The 23213-nt window shown below is 45.9% G+C and carries 27 protein-coding genes; 7 read left to right on the forward strand and 20 right to left on the reverse strand.

Annotated features, from left to right (window positions below; translation table 11 throughout):
- Window positions 1–52: 52 nt before the first annotated feature.
- Both NL646_RS21195 and lexA read right to left on the reverse strand, forming a co-directional pair.
- Window positions 53–847 (reverse strand): class I SAM-dependent methyltransferase, encoded by a 795-nt coding sequence (locus tag NL646_RS21195; protein ID WP_005496421.1) that lies wholly within the window; start codon window positions 845–847, stop codon window positions 53–55.
- A gap of 195 nt (window positions 848–1042) precedes the next feature.
- Complete coding sequence (gene lexA, locus NL646_RS21200) at window positions 1043–1663, reverse strand: transcriptional repressor LexA (RefSeq protein WP_005480871.1); 621 nt, start codon at window positions 1661–1663, stop codon at window positions 1043–1045.
- 367 nt (window positions 1664–2030) lie between these two features.
- Here lexA and plsB point away from each other — a divergent pair, with 367 nt between their 5' ends.
- Window positions 2031–4457 carry a glycerol-3-phosphate 1-O-acyltransferase PlsB gene (plsB, locus tag NL646_RS21205; protein WP_023583990.1) on the forward strand — a complete coding sequence of 809 codons (2427 nt, stop codon included), beginning with the start codon at window positions 2031–2033 and terminating at the stop codon, window positions 4455–4457.
- Window positions 4458–4515: 58 nt separating this feature from the next.
- On the opposite strand, the gene ubiA is transcribed toward plsB, so the two are convergent.
- Both ubiA and NL646_RS21215 read right to left on the reverse strand, forming a co-directional pair.
- Entirely contained in the window at window positions 4516–5370 is an 855-nt protein-coding gene (ubiA, locus tag NL646_RS21210) for a 4-hydroxybenzoate octaprenyltransferase (RefSeq protein ID WP_005460372.1), read from the reverse strand.
- Window positions 5371–5910, reverse strand: coding sequence for a chorismate lyase (locus NL646_RS21215; RefSeq protein WP_021448417.1), 540 nt, complete (start codon window positions 5908–5910; stop codon window positions 5371–5373).
- A 153-nt stretch (window positions 5911–6063) separates the two neighbouring features.
- Between NL646_RS21215 and NL646_RS21220 the strand changes: the two genes are divergently transcribed.
- Window positions 6064–6474, forward strand: a complete 411-nt coding sequence (locus NL646_RS21220) for a flagellar basal body-associated protein FliL (protein WP_005460376.1) — start codon at window positions 6064–6066, stop codon at window positions 6472–6474.
- 59 nt (window positions 6475–6533) lie between these two features.
- Here the strand turns inward: NL646_RS21220 and glpG are convergent, their stop codons facing one another.
- From glpG to ftsY, 6 genes are all read right to left on the reverse strand, one after another.
- Entirely contained in the window at window positions 6534–7376 is an 843-nt protein-coding gene (gene glpG / locus NL646_RS21225) for a rhomboid family intramembrane serine protease GlpG (RefSeq protein ID WP_025528532.1), read from the reverse strand.
- The gene (gene glpE, locus NL646_RS21230) at window positions 7376–7696 is read right to left on the reverse strand and encodes a thiosulfate sulfurtransferase GlpE (protein WP_005460380.1); all 321 of its coding nucleotides are present in this window, start codon (window positions 7694–7696) and stop codon (window positions 7376–7378) included. Before glpE ends, glpG begins: the two co-directional genes overlap by 1 nt.
- 491 nt (window positions 7697–8187) lie before the next feature.
- A complete protein-coding gene (rpoH, locus tag NL646_RS21235) occupies window positions 8188–9048 on the reverse strand; it encodes an RNA polymerase sigma factor RpoH (RefSeq protein WP_005490420.1) in 861 nt (286 codons plus the stop codon).
- A gap of 175 nt (window positions 9049–9223) precedes the next feature.
- A complete protein-coding gene (gene ftsX, locus NL646_RS21240) occupies window positions 9224–10192 on the reverse strand; it encodes a permease-like cell division protein FtsX (RefSeq protein ID WP_024699859.1) in 969 nt (322 codons plus the stop codon).
- Complete coding sequence (gene ftsE, locus NL646_RS21245; protein ID WP_005481953.1) at window positions 10182–10856, reverse strand: cell division ATP-binding protein FtsE; 675 nt, start codon at window positions 10854–10856, stop codon at window positions 10182–10184. Before ftsE ends, ftsX begins: the two co-directional genes overlap by 11 nt.
- A gap of 22 nt (window positions 10857–10878) precedes the next feature.
- On the reverse strand, window positions 10879–12090 hold the full coding sequence (gene ftsY, locus NL646_RS21250; protein WP_253664660.1) for a signal recognition particle-docking protein FtsY: 1212 nt from the start codon (window positions 12088–12090) through the stop codon (window positions 10879–10881).
- A gap of 223 nt (window positions 12091–12313) precedes the next feature.
- Here ftsY and rsmD point away from each other — a divergent pair, with 223 nt between their 5' ends.
- Complete coding sequence (rsmD, locus tag NL646_RS21255) at window positions 12314–12913, forward strand: 16S rRNA (guanine(966)-N(2))-methyltransferase RsmD (RefSeq protein ID WP_005455148.1); 600 nt, start codon at window positions 12314–12316, stop codon at window positions 12911–12913.
- A gap of 25 nt (window positions 12914–12938) precedes the next feature.
- The gene (locus tag NL646_RS21260) at window positions 12939–13205 is read left to right on the forward strand and encodes a DUF1145 domain-containing protein (RefSeq protein ID WP_005496405.1); all 267 of its coding nucleotides are present in this window, start codon (window positions 12939–12941) and stop codon (window positions 13203–13205) included.
- A 53-nt stretch (window positions 13206–13258) separates the two neighbouring features.
- Here the strand turns inward: NL646_RS21260 and NL646_RS21265 are convergent, their stop codons facing one another.
- The 3 genes from NL646_RS21265 to NL646_RS21275 form a co-directional block, all read right to left on the reverse strand.
- On the reverse strand, window positions 13259–13843 hold the full coding sequence (locus tag NL646_RS21265) for a YhgN family NAAT transporter (protein ID WP_253664661.1): 585 nt from the start codon (window positions 13841–13843) through the stop codon (window positions 13259–13261).
- Between the two features lie 119 nt (window positions 13844–13962).
- Window positions 13963–14184: a YecH family metal-binding protein gene (locus tag NL646_RS21270; protein ID WP_015297472.1), complete on the reverse strand. Its 222-nt coding sequence runs from the start codon at window positions 14182–14184 to the stop codon at window positions 13963–13965.
- Window positions 14185–14253: 69 nt separating this feature from the next.
- Complete coding sequence (locus NL646_RS21275) at window positions 14254–14874, reverse strand: lysoplasmalogenase (protein WP_005481960.1); 621 nt, start codon at window positions 14872–14874, stop codon at window positions 14254–14256.
- A 734-nt stretch (window positions 14875–15608) separates the two neighbouring features.
- Between NL646_RS21275 and NL646_RS21280 the strand changes: the two genes are divergently transcribed.
- Window positions 15609–15788: a hypothetical protein gene (locus NL646_RS21280; protein WP_005458791.1), complete on the forward strand. Its 180-nt coding sequence runs from the start codon at window positions 15609–15611 to the stop codon at window positions 15786–15788.
- 62 nt (window positions 15789–15850) lie between these two features.
- On the opposite strand, the gene NL646_RS21285 is transcribed toward NL646_RS21280, so the two are convergent.
- Window positions 15851–16219: a hypothetical protein gene (locus tag NL646_RS21285; RefSeq protein WP_005489749.1), complete on the reverse strand. Its 369-nt coding sequence runs from the start codon at window positions 16217–16219 to the stop codon at window positions 15851–15853.
- 241 nt (window positions 16220–16460) lie between these two features.
- On the opposite strand from NL646_RS21285, the gene NL646_RS21290 reads away from it, so the two are divergent.
- Complete coding sequence (locus tag NL646_RS21290) at window positions 16461–16790, forward strand: DUF2500 domain-containing protein (protein ID WP_023583986.1); 330 nt, start codon at window positions 16461–16463, stop codon at window positions 16788–16790.
- Between the two features lies 1 nt (window position 16791).
- Here NL646_RS21290 and NL646_RS21295 read toward each other — a convergent pair whose 3' ends face one another.
- The gene (locus NL646_RS21295; RefSeq protein ID WP_017449415.1) at window positions 16792–17805 is read right to left on the reverse strand and encodes an acyltransferase; all 1014 of its coding nucleotides are present in this window, start codon (window positions 17803–17805) and stop codon (window positions 16792–16794) included.
- Window positions 17806–18056: 251 nt separating this feature from the next.
- On the opposite strand from NL646_RS21295, the gene NL646_RS21300 reads away from it, so the two are divergent.
- The gene (locus NL646_RS21300; protein ID WP_005478972.1) at window positions 18057–18437 is read left to right on the forward strand and encodes a cystatin domain-containing protein; all 381 of its coding nucleotides are present in this window, start codon (window positions 18057–18059) and stop codon (window positions 18435–18437) included.
- 80 nt (window positions 18438–18517) lie between these two features.
- Here NL646_RS21300 and arsJ read toward each other — a convergent pair whose 3' ends face one another.
- The 5 genes from arsJ to NL646_RS21325 form a co-directional block, all read right to left on the reverse strand.
- Window positions 18518–19735: an organoarsenical effux MFS transporter ArsJ gene (gene arsJ / locus NL646_RS21305; protein ID WP_021454415.1), complete on the reverse strand. Its 1218-nt coding sequence runs from the start codon at window positions 19733–19735 to the stop codon at window positions 18518–18520.
- Between the two features lie 256 nt (window positions 19736–19991).
- Complete coding sequence (locus NL646_RS21310; RefSeq protein ID WP_025787110.1) at window positions 19992–20486, reverse strand: cyclin-dependent kinase inhibitor 3 family protein; 495 nt, start codon at window positions 20484–20486, stop codon at window positions 19992–19994.
- A 12-nt stretch (window positions 20487–20498) separates the two neighbouring features.
- Window positions 20499–21500: an ArsJ-associated glyceraldehyde-3-phosphate dehydrogenase gene (locus NL646_RS21315; RefSeq protein WP_005459102.1), complete on the reverse strand. Its 1002-nt coding sequence runs from the start codon at window positions 21498–21500 to the stop codon at window positions 20499–20501.
- Between the two features lie 42 nt (window positions 21501–21542).
- On the reverse strand, window positions 21543–21878 hold the full coding sequence (locus NL646_RS21320; RefSeq protein WP_005478993.1) for a metalloregulator ArsR/SmtB family transcription factor: 336 nt from the start codon (window positions 21876–21878) through the stop codon (window positions 21543–21545).
- A gap of 106 nt (window positions 21879–21984) precedes the next feature.
- A complete protein-coding gene (locus NL646_RS21325) occupies window positions 21985–23208 on the reverse strand; it encodes an EAL and HDOD domain-containing protein (protein WP_015297478.1) in 1224 nt (407 codons plus the stop codon).
- Window positions 23209–23213: the final 5 nt, after the last annotated feature.

Here is a 23213-nt window from a genome sequence, read left to right on the forward strand (position 1 = left end):
CACCTCGTTGTTTAGATCGACGAGTGTACCTGAGTGCTTAATGACTAGCCAATTACCACTTGATGTGAACAAGCACTGGCGTGAGACGGTGCTTTAGCATTGGAATTTTATTGAGCCAGCGTTGCCAAGCTTTCCATCGTGAACAGAATCGGTCGAATGGCGAGAACGCTTTCACCCATTGTGCCCACGGCAGCCATCTCAGAACTTGTTCCGCCGGTGCCTCAAATCCATGGGCATAGTAATCCGAACCAAGCTTTTGCCCCCACTTGCTTTCTGTTAAGTCTCCAGCGAGTACCATACAGAGCTCAGCCGAGACAAAATGGCGACCTAAGTTTTGAATAAACCGCGCAACATGTCGCTCAGAGCAATCCAACAATGCCATTTCGCACAGAATCAATACGGGTGATTTATCTGGAATGGTCAGAGATTCGAGCCACGACATGTCTTCCACACTCCCACTGCGATGTTCGTAGCGTTCGTTTTTATGGAATAGACGCTGACGCCAAACTAGATTCTCCGTAACATCCAATTCAATCCAGTGACAGCGGCCGTTATCCAAACGGTAAAAACGGGTATCGAGTCCAGCACCAACATTGATGATCCAAGCGTCCGGATTTTGCTGCAAAAACTGCGTTACCTGTTGGTCGCACAGTTGAGTCAACGTCACGTGTAGCAGCTGCTTTTGCGCGACATCACCACTTAAACAATCAGGTGCCATCTTGCAGCTTAGACAAGCTTTCGCCGCAATGGGGTCATACACCAAACCATTGTCGACCATGCTTTCACGGCTGCGTAATAGCAAAGGCTTCAATAGATGATTAGGAACTTGATGTTTTGACTTAGACATGGGCATTTCCTGCGCCAGTGAGAAAGAGTGGACACTGGAGAAGATGATAATGAATATCAATTACATTATCAAGCACAGAGAGAGCCGACAAGAATATGAGAAATAAACTGCGAGCAGGAACTCAAAGCGGATGAGAAAAAAAAGTGCTAAGACAAATAGGTAACAGCCCAGCGAAGCTGGGCTGTTACGATAAACTTACATCCAATCGGTATTGCGAATAATACCAACGGCTAAGCCTTCAATAGTCAGATGCTGAGACGTTAAGTCCACTTGAATTGGTGCGAACTCTTCATTCTCGGCATGCAATAAAACGGTTGAACCTTTACGTTCCAAGCGCTTGACGGTCACATCGTCATCAACACGAGCAACGACAACCTGACCATCGCGAACATCTTGTGTTTTGTGCACAGCAAGCAAATCACCGTCCATAATACCGATGTCTTTCATACTTTCGCCATTTACGCGAAGTAAGAAATCCGCTTGCGGCTTGAACATCGCAGGGTCAACTTGGTAGTGCGCTTCTACGTGCTCTTGAGCCAGAATCGGCTCACCCGCAGCGACTTGACCAATCAGAGGCAAGCCCTGTTCGTCATTGGCCGCATCTTCAAGCAGGATTCGGATCCCACGCGATGCGCCCGGAATAATTTCAATGGCTTGCTTACGAGCAAGCGCTTTTAGGTGTTCCTCTGCGGCATTCGCAGAGCGGAAGCCAAGCTCACGCGCAATCTCTGCACGAGTTGGTGGCATTCCGGTGTCATCGATTTTGCTTTTAATCAAATCGAAGACTTGTTGTTGGCGTGGCGTTAACGGCTTCATGTCTCACCTGTCTTTTTATACAGTTAACTGTGAGTATATCCAGTAAATGGTCAAATGGAAACCCAATTGGTTGTTTTTTAATTTATTTGCTGCGCTTTCTGAACTGGCCCACAAACTGTGGCGCAAAGCGCGTTTAAAACACCGTGTCTGAAGTTAATCAAAGTAAAGCAACAACTTAGGAGTTCGACTAATTTCCACTCAATAAAATTAAAAGGTTTGACCAGTTTCTGGTATCCTTGCTGCGCTTAAAATTTATTGCCTAGGCTTATTTCTATTGCCGTACTCATTTCTTTGCCAAGAAGTTGAACCACGCGGACACAGAACTAAGGTTGGGCCTGTTTGAATACCTATTGAGGCTGTGAACTTTATGTCTTCTGGACAATCATTTTCACGTTCATTACTAAAACTACCTTTATCGGTAATGGTAAAGGGCACCACAATCCCATCGAATCCGATTGACGATCTCAACATCGACCTAACTAAGCCGATTGTGTATGCCTTGCCGTTCCGTTCGAACGTGGATTTGCTGACACTGCAAAAACAAGCCATGAGCCTTGGGCTACCAGACCCGCTCAGTCCGCTGGAAATCAATGGCAAAACGCTTAATCGTTTCGTCTTTATTGCCTCACGTCCAACCGTGATGGGTAATGACAACGACATCCCGACAGATTCTGTTTCTCTATTTACTGAGCTGCTGGAACTGCACAAGCTTGATAGCGAGCTTGATGTGCAGATGATCCCAGCGACCGTACTTTGGGGACGCAAACCAGGTAAAGAAGAGAACCATCGCCCGTACCTGCAACCAATGAATGGGCCACAAAAAGCGAAAGCGGTAATGGCAGCAGGTCGTGACTGTTTGGTGCGCTTTAGCCCGGTAGTTTCACTGCGTTATATGGCGGATTCTCACGGTACAGACAGTGCTATTGCGCATAAATTAGCGCGCGTGGCACGTATCCACTTTTCTCGTCAAAAATTGGCGGCATCAGGTCCAAACCTACCGCAACGCCAAGTGCTATTTGCTCGCCTGTTAAAGTCACCTGCAATTGAACAAGCGATTGAAGACGAGGCAAAAAGCAAAGACATTTCGATTGAGAAAGCGCGCAAAGAAGCCCATGACATCATGGATGAAATCGCAGCCGACTTCTCATACGGTCTGGTGAAAAACGGCGATCGCATCCTGAGCTGGCTGTGGACCAAACTATATCAAGGCCTGCACATCAACAACGCTTCGACAGTGCGTCGCTTAGCGCAAGATGGCCATGAGATCGTTTACGTGCCGTGTCACCGTAGTCACATGGACTACCTACTGCTGTCTTACGTTCTGTACCATGAAGGTATGGTGCCACCGCACATTGCTGCGGGTATCAACCTGAATTTCTTCCCTGCGGGTCCGATTTTCCGTCGTGGTGGTGCGTTCTTTATTCGTCGTAGCTTTAAAGGCAACAAACTGTACTCCACGATTTTCCGCGAGTATCTAGCCGAGCTGTTTGCAAAAGGCTACTCGGTAGAGTACTTCAGCGAAGGTGGTCGCTCACGTACCGGTCGTTTACTGCAAGCGAAAACTGGTATGTTGGCCATGACGATTCAAGCGATGCTGCGTGGTCTAAACCGTCCGGTAACGCTGGTACCGGTTTACATCGGTTACGAGCACGTAATGGAAGTGGGCACTTACGCCAAAGAACTGCGCGGTAAACGTAAAGAGAAAGAGAACGCAGGTCTTGTTCTGCGTACTCTACGTAAACTGCGTAACTTTGGTTTGGGCTATGTGAACTTCGGTGAGCCAATTCAGCTCAACCAATACCTTAACGAGCACGCGCCAGAGTGGACAAAAGACATCGATAGCATGGGCGGTAGCAAACCACAATGGATGAATCCTGTGGTCAATGAGCTAGCGAACAAGATGATGACGCATATTAACGATGCGGCAGCGGCAAACGCCTTAACGCTTTGTGCAACAGCATTGTTGGCTTCTCGTCAACGTGCACTGTCTCGTGATTCTCTGATCAATCAGATTGAGTGCTACTTGAAGCTACTCAAGAACAACCCATACTCAAGCACTTCAACCATCCCAACAGAAAGTGCTGAAGAGTTGGTTGATCATGCTATCTCGTTAGATAAGTTTGTGATTGAAACAGACAGTATGGGCGACATCATTTCTCTGGATCGTAGTCAATCGATTCTGATGACTTACTATCGCAACAACATCATTCACTTGTTTGCGCTGCCATCGTTGATTGCTCAGATGATTATTCGTCAGCGCAATCTCACCGTGGAGAAAATCCAAGAGAACGTTGCGCAAATCTACCCATTCTTGAAGAAAGAGCTGTTCCTAAGCTACCAAGAAGAAGATTTAAACGACCTTGTGGTGAAAACGTTGAATGAGTTTGCCGAGCAGAAAATGATCTGTCTTGATGGCAACAAATTGGAAATCAACCAATCAAACAACCAACCGCTGGTTCTACTTGGTCGCACGATTACTGAGACGCTGCAGCGTTACTCAATCGCCATGAACCTATTGGTTGCATACCCTGAGTTGGGTAAATCGGATCTGGAACAGAAGAGCCAAGACATCGCGCAACGTTTAGGTCGCCTGCACGGTATCAACGCGCCGGAGTTCTTCGACAAAGGTGTGTTTACCGCCATGTTCAATACGCTCAAACAGCAAGAGTACCTCGATAGCGACGGCAACTGCGATAAGAAGAAAACGCAGAAATTTGCCAAGCTACTGTTTACGCTGCTGTACCCAGAAGTGAAGTTGACCATCGAAGAAAGTATCCACCAACTTCAGGCATAGCAAACACACAAAAAACAAAAGGCATCCAATTGGATGCCTTTTTTGATCTTCGGATTGATTACCAGAACGCGACTAATAAACCTATCGCTATCACCATACCAACGTAGTTGTTGTTAAGGAAAGCTCTGAAACACAAATCGCGCTCGCGGTGACGGATCAAATGCTGCTGATAAACAAACAATGATGCGGCAATCAGCACCGTCCAGTAGTAACTTTGGCCTAATTGATAAAACTGCCCTAGCCCCACCAACATCGCCAACGTCACTAACTGTAACACTCCAATAATTAACTTGTCGTGGCGACCGAACAGAATCGCTGTCGATTTGATACCGATTTTTAAATCGTCATCGCGATCCACCATTGCATACTGAGTGTCGTAGGCAATCGTCCACAATGCATTAATCACAAACACAAACCAAACCATCACTGGTAGCTCACCGGTTTGTGCCGCCCACGCCATAGGAATCGCCCAGCTAAACGCTAATCCCAAAAACAGCTGCGGGATATGCGTGTAACGCTTCATAAAAGGGTAGATAAAGGCTAAGACAAGGCCCGCAAAAGAGAGCTGAATCGTTAAGGGGTTCATGGTCAACACAAGTAAGAATGAGCTCACGGCCAAAACCAAAAATAAGCCAATCGCCTCTTTCGCCGTGACCTTACCCGAAGGCAATGGACGCTGTTTAGTACGCTTCACATGACCATCGACTTTGCGGTCTGCAAAATCGTTAATGACGCAGCCTGCGCTACGCATTAAAAATACACCCAACACAAATACAATGAGCACATCCCAACTCGGTATGCCTTGGGCTGCAATGACCAGAGCCCAAACCGTTGGCCACAACAATAATAGTGAACCAATTGGGCGATCCATTCGCATCAGCTGCCAATATGCTTTGGCTTTTTCTGCGGACATTTACCCTCTCTCCTTGGCGTAAATAGGTGAATTCGATAAGAATAACTCAGCGACTAACATAGGTTTGTGATTCATCCACAACCTTGAGCGTCGTGCGAGAAAACGGCCTTGAGGCAAGTGAACCCAACCCATTTGGAGCGAGTCGCGCTCGACATTATCGGCGCTAAAGACGGTGAGCCCTAGTGGGATATCGCCTTGCTGCGCTAAGTCGTATTGCTGATCGACCAACGTAGTACGTGGGATCAAAGTACGACCAACAACCCAAGGGCAGTCGTCTCCACACAGGACGACCTCTCTTAGGAGGCAATCTTGCTCAGACAGTAACTGACTTTCATCCGATTTCAGTGTCTTCGCTGTGACGATATGATTTTGCAGCAGTTCTACCGTCAATTCCTGACAGTGCTGCTTTAAACGACGTGACAAAGACCCTTGTTCTTCCAGCCAATGCTTGGCAAATTCGTTTGGAAATTCAAATTCTTCGGGCTTTTGCCACTCTACTTCCAATAAAGAAGCAAGATAGAGTGATGTTGGCTGATTCATACTAGTATTCAATTGGAGGCTTTATGCGTACAATAAAGCAACAACTTACCGTCTTATTGAAACCGTAAGTTCCGTTATTTGTTATAGACGGTCTATTGTATCAAGACTGAAGCGATTCGAATATCGCGATCCAGAGAAAGAAAAGTTAGAAATATGTACAAACGTTATGTAGCCCAAATTATTTTTGCGTTAACAATCCTGATCTCCGCACCAAGTTGGGCTGAAACGGAAGAGACTGGACCAAAATTAGCGTACTTCACCCTAGAGCCAGATTTAACCACTAACTTTTACACCAAAGGTAAAAAATTAGGCTATGTACAAGTGCGTATCGACATCATGGTGATGAGCCAACAAGACCTAGCGATTGTTGAGCACCATCAACCCTTGATTCGCGATGCAGTCATCGAACTCCTAGGCAAACAAACCGAAGATACGATCAAGTCGCTTTCTGGCCGAGAAGACCTACGCAAAACGTTGGTGAAAGAGCTAAACGAAACCTTACTGCCAGAGACCGGGAAAACCGTCATTGCTGATTTGCTGTTTACCAAATACCTCTATCAGTAAGTAACGCTGCTTTAGATAAAAAAAGACCGCTTTCGAGCGGTCTTTTTTTGTTTTTGCTATCACGCTTGTTGTTGGTATTTCTGCTTGCCCGAGTCGAACAGCGCAATCGCCATCCCGGCCAACAAGCCAGCTAAGTGAGCCGTATTGGCAATGGCCATAAACGGTTGCACAAAACCAAGTACCAACCACACCAACATAAAACCAATGATGGATTTCGGCAGCGTTAAACCTAAATGAGGTAAACGGTAACCCAAAACCCACAAATAGCCGAGTAGCGCGTACACAACACCAGATAACCCGCCGAAGTTCGCACCTTCAACATAGAACTGGCCAGCACCAGAGAGTGCCGCAGACACCACAAAGATTTGCAGTAACTTGCCAGAACCAAGTCGACGTTCAATATCGCCACCAAGTTGCCACCACCACAACAAGTTAAAGATGATGTGTGTTACCGAGAAATGCAGCAATGCATGACTCACCCAACGCCACAATTGCCATTGCTGGCCTTCAAATGCGGGAAAGTGCAACAGAGCAAATACCCCACTTCCAAAGCCTAACATCTGCAAACCATAAATCACGGCGCATACGGTCATGATCAATAAGGTCACTGGACCGGCTTTGGCTTTGATCATTCCCATGATGCTTGGGCTAGCGTAATGAAATTGGCTCTTACGAGTATCGGCAACGTCCCAGGAAGCGGCGCTGTATTTGCTCGCGGATGGATTCGCCAAAAATTGCTTCAGTTCGGCCTCTGCCTCAACTTCATGCTGGCTGTCCGTAAGCCAAAGTGCAAATTGTCCTTCACCTTCGGGCATCATCTCAATATCTATCTGACGAGAGGCCATATAATCGATAAAGGCTTGCGCCATGCGTGGATTATTTAACGTTACCAATCTCTTCATTAACTTCTCACTATCGGTAGTTGTGCTCGCTGCCAGGCTTCAAAGCCACCGTCTACACTGTACACCTGTTCGAAGCCTTGGTTAACTAAATATTGCGCTGCGCCTTGGCTGCTAATTCCGTGATAACACATCACAAGGATCGGCTGTTCAAACTCTACATCTTCCATAAACGCCACAATCGTATCGTTGGTTAGATGATAAGCCGACTCAGCATGTGCCACGGCAAACGATTGAGGATCACGAATATCTACAAGCTTTGCCTCGCCCTGCTCAAGCAAAGCCTGTGCACCTTGTACATCGATATGCTGAAACTGGTCCATTTACTTTCTCATTTTGTCGTTATGAATATACCCAAATAACCTTGGCACCCGAACTAAACACTCAGCTGCTCGGTGTATTAAGTCGGAAAAAGTCATTTGGGTATACTGCCGCCATTGTAACCTATCCAGTGGCAAACTTAGACACAAGGATAATCAGGGCTTTTAAAATTGTACACATTCCAACCATTTGTGGATAAAGCTGTGAATTGCGTTGATAAAGTATATTTGGATCTTTTGATCCACAAGATGTAGTGATGATCCTGATCTAGCTGTGTGTATATTTATAACTATCCCCAAGCGACAAAACCGCTATCACCCTTATTTTGTCTGGGTTTCGAACAGTTGATAAATAATTACTTCACAGAGTTATGCACAGGTAGCACAGAAAATTGAGATCGCAAACGCTATCTATTTTCGATCGAAAATAAAAAAGCCGAGATCACATGATCTCGGCTTTCTATGAAAATCTTACTTTATATTAGAGACTGAAGTTAGAACTCACCAACGGCCAATTTCAGCTTCTTCATCGCATTCTTTTCTAACTGACGAATACGCTCTGCAGAAACGCCAAACTCATCAGCCAAGTCTTGCAATGTTGCTTTCTCATCGTCTAACCAACGAGAGCGCACAATGCGTTGGCTACGCTCATCTAGGCTTGCTAGTGCGTGACCAAGACGATTATTAGTGTGCATTTCCCAGTTTGCAGCTTCGATGTTGTCAGCCACGTCCGACGATTTGTCTTCTAGGTACAGCATCGGGGCAGTGTATGAGCTAGTCGCACTGTCATCATCGTCAGTTGGCATATCGAACGTTGAATCGACCGCCGCAAGACGTGATTCCATCTCGCGAACTTCGGAAGGTTCTACGCCCAACTCACGAGCTACGGTTTCGACTTCGCCATTGTTAAACCAACCTAAGCGTTTTTTCGATTTGCGTAGATTGAAGAACAATTTACGCTGCGCTTTGGTTGTAGCGATTTTAACGATACGCCAGTTACGTAGTACGTACTCATGGATCTCTGCTTTGATCCAGTGAACAGCAAAAGACACCAAACGTACGCCCACTTCTGGGTTAAAACGTTTAACGGCTTTCATTAGACCGATATTGCCCTCTTGCACTAGATCTGCCATTGGCAAACCGTAGCCTGAGTAACCTCGAGCAACGTGAACAACGAATCTTAGGTGTGACAGGATCAGGCCTTTCGCAGCCTCAATCTCACCTTTGTAGTGTAATCGTTCTGCCAGTTCACGCTCTTCGTCTGCTGTCAGCATTGGGTAGCTGTTTACAGAGCGAATATAGCTATCAAGGCTATCTTGCGTGACTAGAGCCATCGGATACGCTTCTTTTGTCATTCAATTCCTCATCAATCTCTGATCTGGAGCATTACATTGCAATTTAGCTTCGATATCTTGAACTCAAAATGAACAAGTTTCAAGAAGGGCGAGCAATTATCCATAAACAATTGGTCTAAACAAGAGGTAAAAATTAGCTTGTGCTAATAAATTCCAAGTATAAGACCTTCATCACTTAAACTGGTTCAATTTCTTTTAAGTGGCGCTGCGCTGAAATGCGCGCGGCAATACAACCTAAAAGGCTACCGGTGATAATCAGCAGCAAAGATTCATCCCAACTTAGGCCAATCAAACGGAATTGGCTGTCGTACAACGCGGCAAGATCTTCTACGGCGCTGTTCATCACAATGGTCACTAACGCCGTGACAAACCACGCAATGACAGCACCTAATACACCAAACCACATACCTGTGTATAGGTACGGACGCAAAATGAAGCTGTCGGTCGCACCGATAAGCTTCATGGTTTGAATCTCTTCTTTATTCGCCAATACATTAAAACGTAATGTGTTACCAACGATTAAAAATACCGCACCCAACATCAGGATTGTCAGAGTCACGACAATAATGCCTGCTAGTGTTTTGATGGCATTTAAGCGCGCAAGCCAGTCTTCATCTAGCCTAACATCGGTCACGTCTTGTTGTTGACCTACTTCTTTTGCTAGGGCTTGAATGTCTGTTTTGATATCAGATTCTGGCGTAATCACCAACACGCCTGGTAATGCATAACCGCTTAGCAAGCTCAGTGCTTGGTCAAAACCCGCGTACTGGCTTAAATCGGCCAAACCTTGCTGTGGAGAAATATATTCCACTTCTTTTACAAGAGGCCAAGTTTCAATTTGATCTTTGAGAACCATCACACGCGCATCCGGCATGCCTTCCACTAAGTAAGCACTAACTTGCGAGGGAGATGCCACATCTTCGGCAGCGCCTGCCACGTTTTTGCCCAATAGATACAAACAAGCTGGCATGGCAAGTGCCATGGAGATCACCGCTAGAGTCAGAATGTTGCCTAGTGGTCGTTGCCATAAGGCGCTAAAAGAGGATTTTGCTTGTTTTGCATGGACAGAGAAAAAACCGTCGGTATTTGCACGCTTGGCACTGCGGCCTTTCCCTTTCTTTTGGGAGTGCTTGTTACCTGCCATAGTCTTCTACCTCACTTAGGAAGCCTTGGTTCAATTCAAAATGACGATATTGTGGGCGAGTGTTTACTAACCCAACATCGTGCGTGGCAAGTAGGATGGTCACGCCCGCACGGTTAAATTCTTCGAATAAACGCAACACACGGTTGGATAATTCTGGGTCAAGGTTACCCGTTGGCTCATCTGCCACTAATAACGTTGGTCGGTTTACCACTGCACGGGCAATACCAACGCGTTGTTGTTCACCACCAGAGAGCTGGCTCGGCAAACAACGGGCTTTATCGAGTAAGCCCGTTTTGTCTAACGCCGCAGAAACGCGACGCTTAATTTCAGTTTCGGAAATCGATTCAATACGCATCGGCAGTGCGACGTTATCGTACACACTGCGGTCCATTAATAGACGGTGGTCTTGAAAGACAATCCCAATATTGCGGCGCAAAAATGGAATGTCTTTGCTTGGAATGCGCGTGATGTCGTGACCATTGAAATGGATTTTGCCATCGGTCGGACGCTCTATCGCACATATCAATTTCAACAAGGTACTTTTACCGGCGCCGGAGTGCCCGCCTAAAAACGCCATTTCTCCGCGCCTCAGGTGAAAATCGACTTTTTGTAGTGCTTGTCGACCACCTCGGTAAGCTTTACTCACTTGTTGAAATTTGATCACCGTTGATTTCCTCTAACTTCAATTACTCTTCACGGCTAAACAAAGCGTCGATAAACTCTTGAGTTTCAAAAGGACGCAAGTCTTCAATGCCTTCGCCTACACCAATGTAGCGAATTGGAATACTAAACTGATCAGCGATAGCGAAAATAACGCCGCCCTTCGCTGTACCATCCAGCTTAGTCAATGTAATCCCGGTTAGAGGAGCTACATCACTGAAAAGTTTCGCTTGGCTAATCGCATTTTGGCCAGTACCTGCATCCAGCGTCAGCATGATTTCATGTGGTGCAGAATCATCAATTTTCTTCATCACACGTACAATCTTGCGTAGCTCTTCCATTAGGTTGGCTTTGTTTTGTAGACGACCCGCCGTATCGGCGATAACCACATCGACGCCACGCGCTTTTGCCGCTTCAATCGCATCGTAGATAACCGATGCGCTGTCTGCGCCAGTATGCTGCGCGATCACATGAACATTGTTACGCTCGCCCCACACTTGCAGCTGCTCAACCGCTGCCGCTCGGAAAGTATCGCCAGCCGCTAACATCACTTTCTTGCCTTGGCTTTGGAACTGCTTCGCAAGTTTACCGATGGTGGTGGTTTTACCCACACCATTCACACCAACCATCAAGATGACGTAAGGTGTTTTGCTGCTGTCGATCTCTAGAGGCTGTTCTACTTTAGATAGAATCTCCGCCATTTCTTCTTTCAGCAGGCCATAAAGGGCTTCGCCATCTTTCAGATCACCACGAGAGGCTTTTTCTGTCAGGTTGTTGATGATTTTTGTGGTGGTGTCCATGCCCACATCGGCAATGAGCAGTTGCTCTTCTAGCTCTTCAAATAGGTCGTCATCGATTTTTTTACCGCTGAACAGGCCAAAGAAACCAGCACCGATGTTTGCTTTTGTACGGCTAAGGCTGCGCTTAAGGCGAGCGAAGAAGCTTTCTGTCGGCTTTTCTTGCTCTTGAATACGAGGCGCAACCGGTACTTGTAGCTCTTCTGCTTCTGCTTCTGCTTCTGCTTCTGCTTCTGCTGGGGCAGCCTCAGCTTTTTCTGGCTCTTGTTCAAGCTCTTGAGTCTGTTGCGCTTGCTCAGCAACCTCTTCGGTTTGCTGCTCTTCAGAAGGCGCTTCCACTGCTTCTTCTGTTACTGTTTCTTCAGTTTTTGGTTTTGGGCTTTGTTCTTCGTCACCAAAACCTAGCCACGAAAGTAATCCGCGCTTCTTTTTTTCCGTCATCTGGGGCTATCCTAGATTGTCTTTTTATCTATTAATGACTCTTTTTTGACAAGATTATTATCTGTCTAAAAAAGGCTAATGACAAAGTTGTGAAAACTTTCCAATTAGGTGATTCTAATCTTATTAGTGTTACACTCTGTCATCTTGAATTTTCTGGGCTGTATCCAAGCTCAAAGCTTGGGCGATTGGGTATAGTATCACTTTATTAGCGGTCAAAAAATCTATGGTAAGACGTCGCCAGCAAAACACATCACAAAAAAAGCCAACAACGGGCTTTGTTCGCATTATTAGTGGTTTATGGAGAGGCAGAAAACTCCCTGTTCATGACGCTGAAGGTTTGCGTCCAACCACTGACCGCGTGAAAGAAACCCTGTTTAACTGGTTAGCACAAGATGTGCCGCAAGCAAAATGCCTCGATTTATTTGCTGGCTCTGGTGGTTTAGGTTTTGAATCGGCTTCACGCCAAGCAGAACTCGTGACCATGATTGAGCTCAACCCGCAAGCTTTTCAGCAGTTACAAAAAAACGTCGCGTCGTTGAAAGCCACTAATATCCAAGTGGTGAACACCGATGCCTTGAGCTTTCTGAAACAACCAGGCACACCACATCACGTGGTTTTCATCGATCCACCTTTCCGTAAGGGACTATTGGATGAAACCGTGACCTTGCTAGAGCAAAACGGTTGGCTTGCAGAAGACGCAATGATTTATATTGAAACGGAAAAAGAGCTGAGCATTGCTGGGCTTCCGGAAAATTGGCACCTGCACAGAGAAAAAACCGCAGGCCAAGTCAGTTACCGTTTGTATGAACGTACCTCAGCCTAACGCCTCGATTTAAAAGGACACTTAAATGAAAGCACTACTTATCCTAGCTAAAGCGGCGATTGCCTTTGTTTGGCTGGTTTTGATTCTGAACATTGTGATGCCATTTCCAGGTAATGCTGCGATTGCGCTGTACATCATGACAGCCTTCTTGTTCATCATGCACGGTTTGCAAATGGCGATCTTCATTGGTGCATTTGGCGATAAGATTCAGATGAGCAGTTGGGAAAAGTACTCCATTTTGATTTTTGGTATTTTTGCCCTGCTCGACATTCGTCGTAAACACATGATGTAAACATCGTTATAAAGAAAAGCCGCTCACTAGAGCGGCTTTTTGTTGTCTTTGATTTATCCCAAATAGCTTTTCACACCATCTAGGAACATCTGGGTGGAAATCATCACCAATAACAAGCCCATCAAGCGTTCCACCGCTTTCAGACCGCGTTCGCCCAACAGACGATTGAAAAAGCCATAGAACATCAAAATAAAGAAGGTCGCGCCCCACGCAATCACCACCGACGCTGAAAGTTCGACCAGTTTGTCGGGATGCTGGGAAGAAAGCAGAAGCAACGCGGCAATCACTGATGGGCCAGCAATCATTGGAATTGCCATTGGCACAATAAACGGCTCTTCACCCGCTGCTAACCCGGTGATGCTCCCTGCACTTGGGAAAATCATCTTAATTGCGATGATAAATAAGATGATGCCACCAGAGATACTCAAAGTTTCCGGCTGTACGTGCAAAAAGCTCAAGATGCTTTGTCCGGCGAACAAGAACAACATCAAAATCAACAAGGCAAAAATCAGCTCGCGGATGAGCACCTTACGACGACGTTTGGGATCGATGTGTTTAAGAATGGACAACACAACGGGCAAATTGCCAAGAGGGTCCATGATAAGAAACAGCATGGTCGCTGCAGAAAGAATATCCATGTTCTGGCCTCGACGAAAAAAATGGCGACCAGTGTATAGTAAGGAGATTGCGCGAGTATACGCCTAAGGGCGAAATCAGATAATTCGCCCCCGATTACCGAAACAACCTCAGACGCCGCTTAATGGTTGCAAATACGCGCCATGTTGACGACGAACTTGCCTTCGAGTTCGCGAACCTTATCGCGCTGTAATAAAAAGGTTAGCAATGCATCTAAGTCTAGATCATTCAACTTACAGGTATGAAAGCGTACGTCTGCGCCAAAATGTTGTGCGAGCTCGTCGCGGCTCATTGGGGTTTCACGTAGTAGGTTTAGTAAGTTGTGAGCATGAATGTCACTCATCGTTAACTCCAGTTAGCAAATAGAACCCGACCAGTGTACTGAAATCGTCGAGCACTGCTTTGACTTACGTTAGTAAATGATAGAAGCAACAATGAGTGCATGAGCAAGAAAGTAGCTTCCACTTACCCAAACATACGCGCGCTTCATTGGTTTACGGAATCCGTGTATGGCGTAAGCGAGCGCGGAATACGTCATGATGACGGTGCCACTAAAGCCAATGGCATTCGCGTAGCTAGGCGTTTGTAGCCAAACCTCACCGGCTGCCCAAGCGAGCTGCACTAGCATTATGCCCATAGTCACTACGGGAAAAACGAGCGAATCTAACTGCGGTAAAAGAAGGAAAAACGCCACGATACTGGCGGCAAGCAACAAAGCCAGCAACCACCACACGATATCGCCATTGAGCTGAACCCAAAAAGATTTGCTGTAGCACACTTGCGCTGCGAGATAGGCAGCAAAATAGATCAGCTTGCGTGTTTTAAACGAATGCAGCGTATCGGCGAACATAGAAACCACCAAACCACCAGCAATCCAGTAGCTGTGATCGGCCGACGGCCCTTGGGTTAGCACCAAAATAAGAAGAAGTAATAGCGTAAAGATTTTAAACACTAAGGATTGTGTCGGGTTCGCTTGCTTTGCACCCAACACGGAATACATACCTGATAACCCTATCGCCAGCCAACTCCACATGCCGTACATACCTTTTACTTAAACTCGCCGCTAGTCTAGGTAGACCAGTTTTGATGTAAAGACACAATCTACGAAAGTTGGATCTCGCTAGCGATTCGAAACATTTTGTAACCCTCTCTAGCGCTAGCAAAAATGATGTGGATTGGAATTCGTGGTTAGTGCTCACACGATTTCATAGTGTGTATAAAAAAGCCAACTTGTGTGTATGACCATCAACACGGACAAACATCAACCACAAAAAGTCTAGTTACCCCTATTCATCCTGATATGGGAAAGAATGCCATGATAAGCCCATCTAAACATCACTCCCCAAGTAGATTTGTTTGTATTAAAAATATCATTAAAAAAACGTAACCCAATGATAAATAAAAACACATTAACGTTAATGAGGGCAAAAACACTATTAGCCGCTCTACGACCCACCAATTATACTTCCTTGCCAAATTTTCTCATCAGGTAAGAAATTCTTGCACCATCCTAGTGCCTTCATTAACCACCGCCATAGCACAACACTCACTTTTCTCAACTTTTGAGAAATACAGACAAAATACTAAATCAACCACCAAACTGAGACAAAAAACAATATAACAGCCACTTATTAACCATTTATAACACATTAAAATCAATAACTTAAAATACGAAAGCATAATTAAGACCCAAAGCGAACACTTTAAATACAGCCCAAAAAACACTGTTTTATTGGTCAATTTAAAGTAAAAACAGCCAAGTTAAGTATGAGTTTTGAAAAGTTTTCTACAGATACGTTGATCAACAGCCAAAAACAGTGCTATATTTACTCCATCGAGTTCATCAAAGATTTAAGAGGTAGTGTTATGATTTCATCTTCTCAAAAACAAGGGCTGGTTATGATTGCAGTGGTTGTGGGTTTAATGACACTGCCAATGATGTACTAAGTCACTGATTAAAAATAAAAAAGGACGCTTTCGCGTCCTTTTTTATTTCTCAATTTTTAGGTTTACTGTATGTGCTCTGACAAGATGTCCCAATGCATGTAGTAAAAACCGAGTGCAGCGAGTGTGATTAGCGCCATTAGCAAAATAGCGGTTCGCCAAATAAAACGGGAACTTCTTGGCGTTAACTCTTTTTCACAGTCATCACACGCTGCCATGAAACCTTTTCGATCATCCAGCTTATAGTTGTCCTCATGCACAACTTTATTACGCACAGTGGCGATAAAACGCAATTTCGCGATCACATCATGAGGTAAGCGCTCTTCACAACTGCTGATAAGTTGGTGCAACCCTTTCCCTTCTGCGTGATATTGAGTACGCAAAAGCTTTTCGATCGTTCGGGTACGCATGACTACTTTTTCGATATCTGACATCGTAACCCTCCTTTACTGACCTTCCCTTCGTTAGTCATTTCATTCTTCTATAAATTTAGAGCTTTTTCGAGCGGTTAAGTGCAATTTTCCTTTCAAATTGTGCCCTTGCACGCATATAAACTGTGAAGTCCGCCGAATAAAATCTACACCCCTTTTATTAGATCACGAATAGTTTATCTCAACTCATAGTTTAATCAGGGAGTTCTGTAGAATAAGGCCCAATGAAACATTGGAGGTTATCATGCCAATCTCACTTATCTTGGCCACTTTTGCCCTCATCGCTCTTGGCGCATGGGTGTTCTTTCGTTTCTACAGCAAACATTACGTTGGTGAAGATGCGCCAGAACAAAGTGTTCAAGTCACGATTTTAGACAAACAAGCGATCGATGTGCCGGATGCGCAGCCGGGACAGGACGACCAAGAATATTGGATTTATGTGCAACGTGGCCCAATCGGCCCGAAACGAGAATTCCAAATTGGTGTGCACTATTACCACGCGCTTAATCCAGGTGATAAAGGCACCCTGACCTACTGCGGCGACAAATTCCTACATTTCGCAATCAAACGCTAACTTACGGCAGCAACCAACGAGTCTTGGCTGATTTCGAGAACAAATAACTCATCGCCAAGGCTCCCGCCCCACTTAACACAATCCACACAGGGATCACCCATGCCGGATGACCGGTATACCAACCGAACTCTTTCATCGGCCATAAAAAGATTGGGTGAAGTAAGTAAATGCCTAAGCTGTGCTGGCTGATAAAACTCACCACTTTCTGCACGTTCTTCGGCAACCCTTCCCCAAAATACCGACACAGCATAAAAATCATCGATGCCGCCAAAATCACGTTCAATGTTTTGTATGACAACCAACGCCCCACGGTGTATTTCTCCGCTTCCAAACTGTTGGTCACCACCATGGTGAATGTCACGGCTAACGCCACCAATCCAAACCCAGTGAACAACGTCACCATAGAACGATTTAGTGGCACTTTTTGAAATAGTACATAACCCAAAGGCAGATAGCCCATATAGAGCCACATTTGGTTACTCCATGGCCCATCAATCTTGAACAGGAATAACGTGCTAGTGAACATCCAAAAAGCCAGATAGGTATAGAGGACATTGTCATCGACATTACGTGCCATCCATTGGAATAGAGGAATCACAAAATACAGTGGAATAAAGTAATAGAAGAAGCCTAAATGGTAATAGGTGGCATGAAACGGACTATTACTCAGCACTTCTTTGACGGTTTCAAAATCGAATCCTTGTGCCGTCCAACCCGATAGATACGCGTAGAACGTCGACCAAATTAGAAAAGGCACCAACACCTTCCCCAAACGCCGCTTCACGTAATACTTGCCATCAAAAGGACGTGTATCACTGAGCATCAGAGCGCCCGTAATCAAAATAAATACCGGCACCGCCCATCGGGTCACGCTGTTCACTCCAACGGCGGTGAGCCATTGGTCCATTGGGATCACGCCCAACTCGTTTCGATAAGGCGCCAAGACATGAATAGCGATCACGGCCACTGCGGCGACGCAGCGCAATAAATCAAAAAACAGAACCCTTTCTCTCATATCCTTTCCTACCTTGGATCGCTTATCGTTTATAGCATAGGGCAATTTTCACTCAATTAAATAGTTAACAATCTGTTTTTGCTTATTTTTAACCCAACAATGACCTGTTAATTGTATTTAACCGATAAATACTGCTGAACAGAATCAATTGAAACAAAACGATATGTGACCAACACTTTCTCGAATATGAAACAGATATAATGAACAGAACCCCCTAGGATACTGAGCACATTACAAAGAAAGGTCTTGTTATGAAGAAAACATTATTGGCGTCACTCGTATGTGTAGTGGCTTTAGCTGGATGTAATCAAAAGGAAGAGACCGAGGCGCCTGCCCAATCGCAACAGGAAGCGAACCCAATCTGTAACTTAGAAAAACTGCCCGGCGGATGGTCGCAAAGTGACATGACCGATGAAGCGCAACCATTGCTTGATGTGGTACTCGCGCAAATGAACACTTCCGCTAAGTTAAAGCAAATCCTCAGTGTTCGCACTCAGGTGGTAAGCGGCATGAATTACGCGATTGAATTTGAAATGGATAATGGCGAAATCTGGAATACGATTGTCTACCGTTCGTTAGACGACGAAATCAAAATGACGCAACCTGCAAAGCTTGGACGCTTCTGCTCATAATATGCAGACATAAAAAATGGCTCCCGATTGGAGCCATTTTTATTCACGATGTTCTGTTCAGCCCATCACATTCATCAGAACTAAGCCGTGGCGATATTAGCTTTAGGCAACTTAATCGAAATCAACGTTGTCAGCGCCAAGAAAGCGAAAGAGACCCACAAACACGCCGCTAGTCCAGCTTCTTGGTAAATCCACCCCGACAATACCGTTCCAATCAAACGTCCCATGGCGTTGGCCATGTAGTAAAAACCGACATCCAACGAGACGCCGTCGCCTTTGGCATAGCTCACAATCAGATACGAATGCAGCGAAGAGTTAATGGCAAAGACCGCACCAAAAATCATCAGCCCAACCACAATCACGATTTCCGGCTGCCAACCAATTTGTACTCCGTAAGCAATCCCGCCGGTGATTAAGGCAAGAACCCCCGCCCACACTAATGCCGCACTTCCATCAGGCACGCGACCTTGCGCTTTACCCGTAATGCGCGGCGCAAAACCTTGCACAAAGCCATACGCGATCACCCATGATGCTAAAAAGCCACCAACCCACAAGTGATCCCAGCCAAATACGCTGCCGAGATAAACCGGCAAAGCCACCACAAACCAGACATCCCGCGCACCAAACAGGAACATGCGCGCTGCGGACAAGATGTTGACCGATTCAGACTTAGAAAAGATGTGGCTAAACTTAGGCTTATTTTTCGCTTTGCCCATGTCGGCTTCTAGCCAGATCATGCTGCAAATGAACACTACCGCGAGCACACTCGCCATAATAAACATCGAGTTTTGGAAACCCACCCAAGACAACAACAAGCCACCGACAAAGAAACCCGCCCCTTTGAGTGCGTTCTTCGAGCCCGTCAAAATCGCCACCCATTTGTAAAGCGCGCCTTGCTGCTCATCTGGTACTAGCGTCTTAATCGCACTCTTGGCACTCATCTTGTTGAGGTCTTTAGCGATACCAGACAAAGCTTGCGCAGCCATCACCCAAGGAATCGTCAGCCAAGCGTTGGGCACTGCCAACATTAACAACGCAAACACTTGCATCGCTAGGCCAATATTCATGGTTTTGTTCAGGCCTAACCGGGCCCCTAACCAACCACCAATCAGATTGGTCACCACGCCAAAAAATTCATAGAAAAGAAAGAGCGAGGCAATGGCTAACGTTGAATAACCCAAGTCGTGAAAATAGAGCACCACCAGCATACGCAGCGCTCCGTCGGTTACGGTAAAGTTCCAATAGTTAAACGTCACTAACATGTACTGACGAATACTTTTGCTCAATTGAGAAATCATATTGACCTCTTATGTACAGCGATAGACGCATTTAGATCATCATGTTCTAAATACTGATTAACCTGTACACCAACCATAAGGCGATACAACCTTAGTTCGAGTTTACAAACACGCTGGCATTTATAATTGAAAATTAATAAGCAATAAAAACAAAAGGTTAACCTGTCACCTTCCGTTTTATCTCTGATCTATATTCCATTATAAAAACCAGACAATAGCTTTTGGATCATAATGTTCCAAAAGCTATTTAAGCTGATCACGCGTCTTTTGCCACTCGTTCGATGTACTCAAGCTGCACTGGTTTGGTAAACGCGCCTGGGCGCAGTGCCTGAACTTCTCGCACGATATCGTCCAGCATCCATTCTTTTTCTAGCAGCAAGTGAGCTGCGAACAAACCAGTGCGACCCGAGCCGCCCATACAGTGCATCGCGACTTTGCCATCTTGAGCAAGAATCGCATGCAGTTCAGGGCTAGCTTGTTGCCACTTCACCGCGAAATCCTCACTGGGTGCGCAATCATCTTCAATCTCGATCTGGAACCATTTCATGCCCAGTTGTTGGGTAACTTCACCCAAATCCGCGACGTCTTTCGATGCTAGCTCAGCATTGTCCAATGCCGTAACCACCGCTTGAACACCCTGCTCTTTTAATTGCTGTAAAGACGTTTGCAAATCGACGCCTTTCGTACCCGGGCACGGTGTTAGGACTAATGCACCAGAGTCCAAATCTAATTGCCATGTAGGATGAGACATTGTGAACTCCTATTAAGCCAAACCAACGTTACGAACCAATTCTGCGGTGCGCGTTGCGTAACCCATTTCATTGTCGTACCACGCGTAAATCTTCACCATGCGAGAGCCAACGACCATTGTTGAGAGTGCATCAACGATGGTTGAGCGTTGATCGCCTTTGTAATCGATCGACACCAACGGACGCTCTTCAAAGCCAAGAATGCCTTTTAGCTCACCTTCTGACGCTTCTTTCAGCAAAGCATTCACTTCTTCTGCGGTGGTATCGCGTTTCACATCGAAGATGATGTCTGTCAGTGACGCATTCGCCAACGGTACACGCACTGCGTGGCCGTTAATCTTGCCTTTTAAATCAGGGAAAATTTCCACAATCGCAGTCGCACTGCCCGTGGTGGTCGGGATAAGACTCATGCCACACGCACGGGCACGACGCAGATCTTTGTGCGGTGCATCCAAAATGGTTTGCGTATTGGTCAAATCATGAATCGTCGTGAAAGAGGATTGCTCAATGCCCAATTTCTCATGAATGACTTTTACTACTGGTGCGATGCAGTTGGTCGTGCACGAAGCCGCTGTCACGATACGATGTTTGTCAGGATCGAAAATGTGGTCGTTCACGCCAACAACGATGTTCGCAATACCTTCTTCTTTCACTGGTGCGCTAACCACCACTCGCTTCACGCCCTGATCGAGATATTGGTCAAGGTACGATGTTTTGCGGTGCACGCCTGTCGCTTCAATCACAACATCACAACCAGACCAATTCACAGCATCGATGTCGCGATGCTGTGTCGTCGCGATGCGCTTGCCATTGATGACGAGTTCATTTCCCTCAACCTGCACTTCATGGTGCCAACGGCCTTGAACAGAGTCGAACTCCAATAAGTGGCCCAACGTTGCTGCATCGCCCGCAACATCATTGATTTGCACAAATTCCAATTCTGGCCAATCGAATGCCGCGCGCAGCGCCAAACGCCCAATGCGCCCAAACCCGTTAATCCCTACTTTAATCGTCATAGTCTTACCCTTTAATCTTCAACCTTGAATCTTTGTTCGCTGTTAACAGCAAGCCTCACGACTTTTATCGTGCAAGCGTGTAATGTCGTCTTGGTATTCTTGCTTCAAGCAATTCGATGCTACTAAGTCTTCAATCAACTTGCGCATCCATCCTGGCAATTGCTGCGATAACTCGTAGTACACCCATTGTCCCTGACGCTTATCGACTAAAATGCCACTCGATCTTAACTGAGCAAGATGACGAGAAACTTTCGGCTGACTCTCTTGCAATGCAAACGCCAAATCACCTACGCAAATTTCTCCTTCGCGGGCCACCAGCATTAAGCAGCGCACACGAGTCTCGTCAGATAAAAGCTTGAAAAACTGATGTGGAAGCATAGTTAACATACCTATATATGGATATGCGTATATATTTATTTAATTGTGCCAAGGCGTCAAGAGCCACACCCTTGCCTTCATAAAAGTTTCATACTAATAGAGAGAATTAGACCGCGACGACGCTTTGGCTCCAGCGAACCGCTTCACTTAACGAGGCTTTGACTTCATCAAATGACAAACCCAACTGACCCGAGAGCTTTTCGACGCCATGCCAATCAGCTCGCTCGTAGCATTCTTCTAGCGAGATCAACACACCGTACTCACCCTTACGATGCAGTAACGCTTGCTGCACAGAATCACTCAACGGTAGTTGCTTCACCAAAGCTTCGATCGATAAGTCGAGCATGGCATCTAAGATCGACAATAAGCCGACCATAAAGCCTTGCTCATTGAGATGAGAAAAAGGTTGGTAACGCGACATCAGCTCACAAAACTGGGCACGTTGCAAAGAGAGGTTGTACAACTCACGCGGTTTGTTGCTTGAGATGTAAGACGCCACCACCAAAGAGACAAATTGCTTCAGCTTGTCTTGACCAAGGTAAATCAGCGCCTGACGGAACGAGCTGATTTCCACCTCTAATGTGGTGATCTGGGTATTCACAAAACGCAGTAACTTGTACGACAAGGCCACATCTTGCGTAATGATGCTTTCAATGCGGTCAAAATCCGGCTCTGGCGCGCAGACTTCCCGAAACAGTTGTAACGCTAACACCTGCTCCGGACTGACGTATTTGGTTTGCGACACCAATGGCTTGCTAAAAAAGTAGCCTTGAAAGAATTTAAAACCCGCCGCTTTGGCTTGCTCAAACTCTTCTGCGGTTTCGACGCGTTCCGCTAAAAAGTGATATTTGACGCGCTTAGCGAGGTGGGTTTTAACCAGCTCACACGCTTTTTCTAGCCCCATCGCCATGATATCGAGTTTAACGATGTGCACATAAGGTAAGAAGCGACGCCACTCCGGCGTTAAGGTGAAATCATCCAGCGCGATCAAATAACCTTCTCGATATAACTCGCGAATTGCATCGAGAAGATCATCGGTAGGTTGGCAAGTCTCTAAGACTTCTACGACGATTTTGTTTTTTGGCAAGCTGCGAGGCAAACGACGTACCAAGCTCTGATGAGGAAAGTTGATAAAGCATCGCGAAGAAGCAATTACTGGGTTAGTACCCAGTGATAGAAAGTTCTCGACGATTAATCGGTATGTCGCTCGGTTTGATTCGATATGAGCGGGATAGGCGTTGCTTTCCCCATCTCTAAATAACAATTCATAACCCAGCGTCTGTCTTTTACGGTTAAAAATCGGCTGACGAGCGACATACGTTGTATTCATGCGAT

The sequence above is a fragment of the Vibrio sp. Y20_XG_PY13 genome (assembly GCF_024181925.1).
Classification (GTDB): Bacteria; Pseudomonadota; Gammaproteobacteria; order Enterobacterales; family Vibrionaceae; genus Vibrio; species Vibrio parahaemolyticus.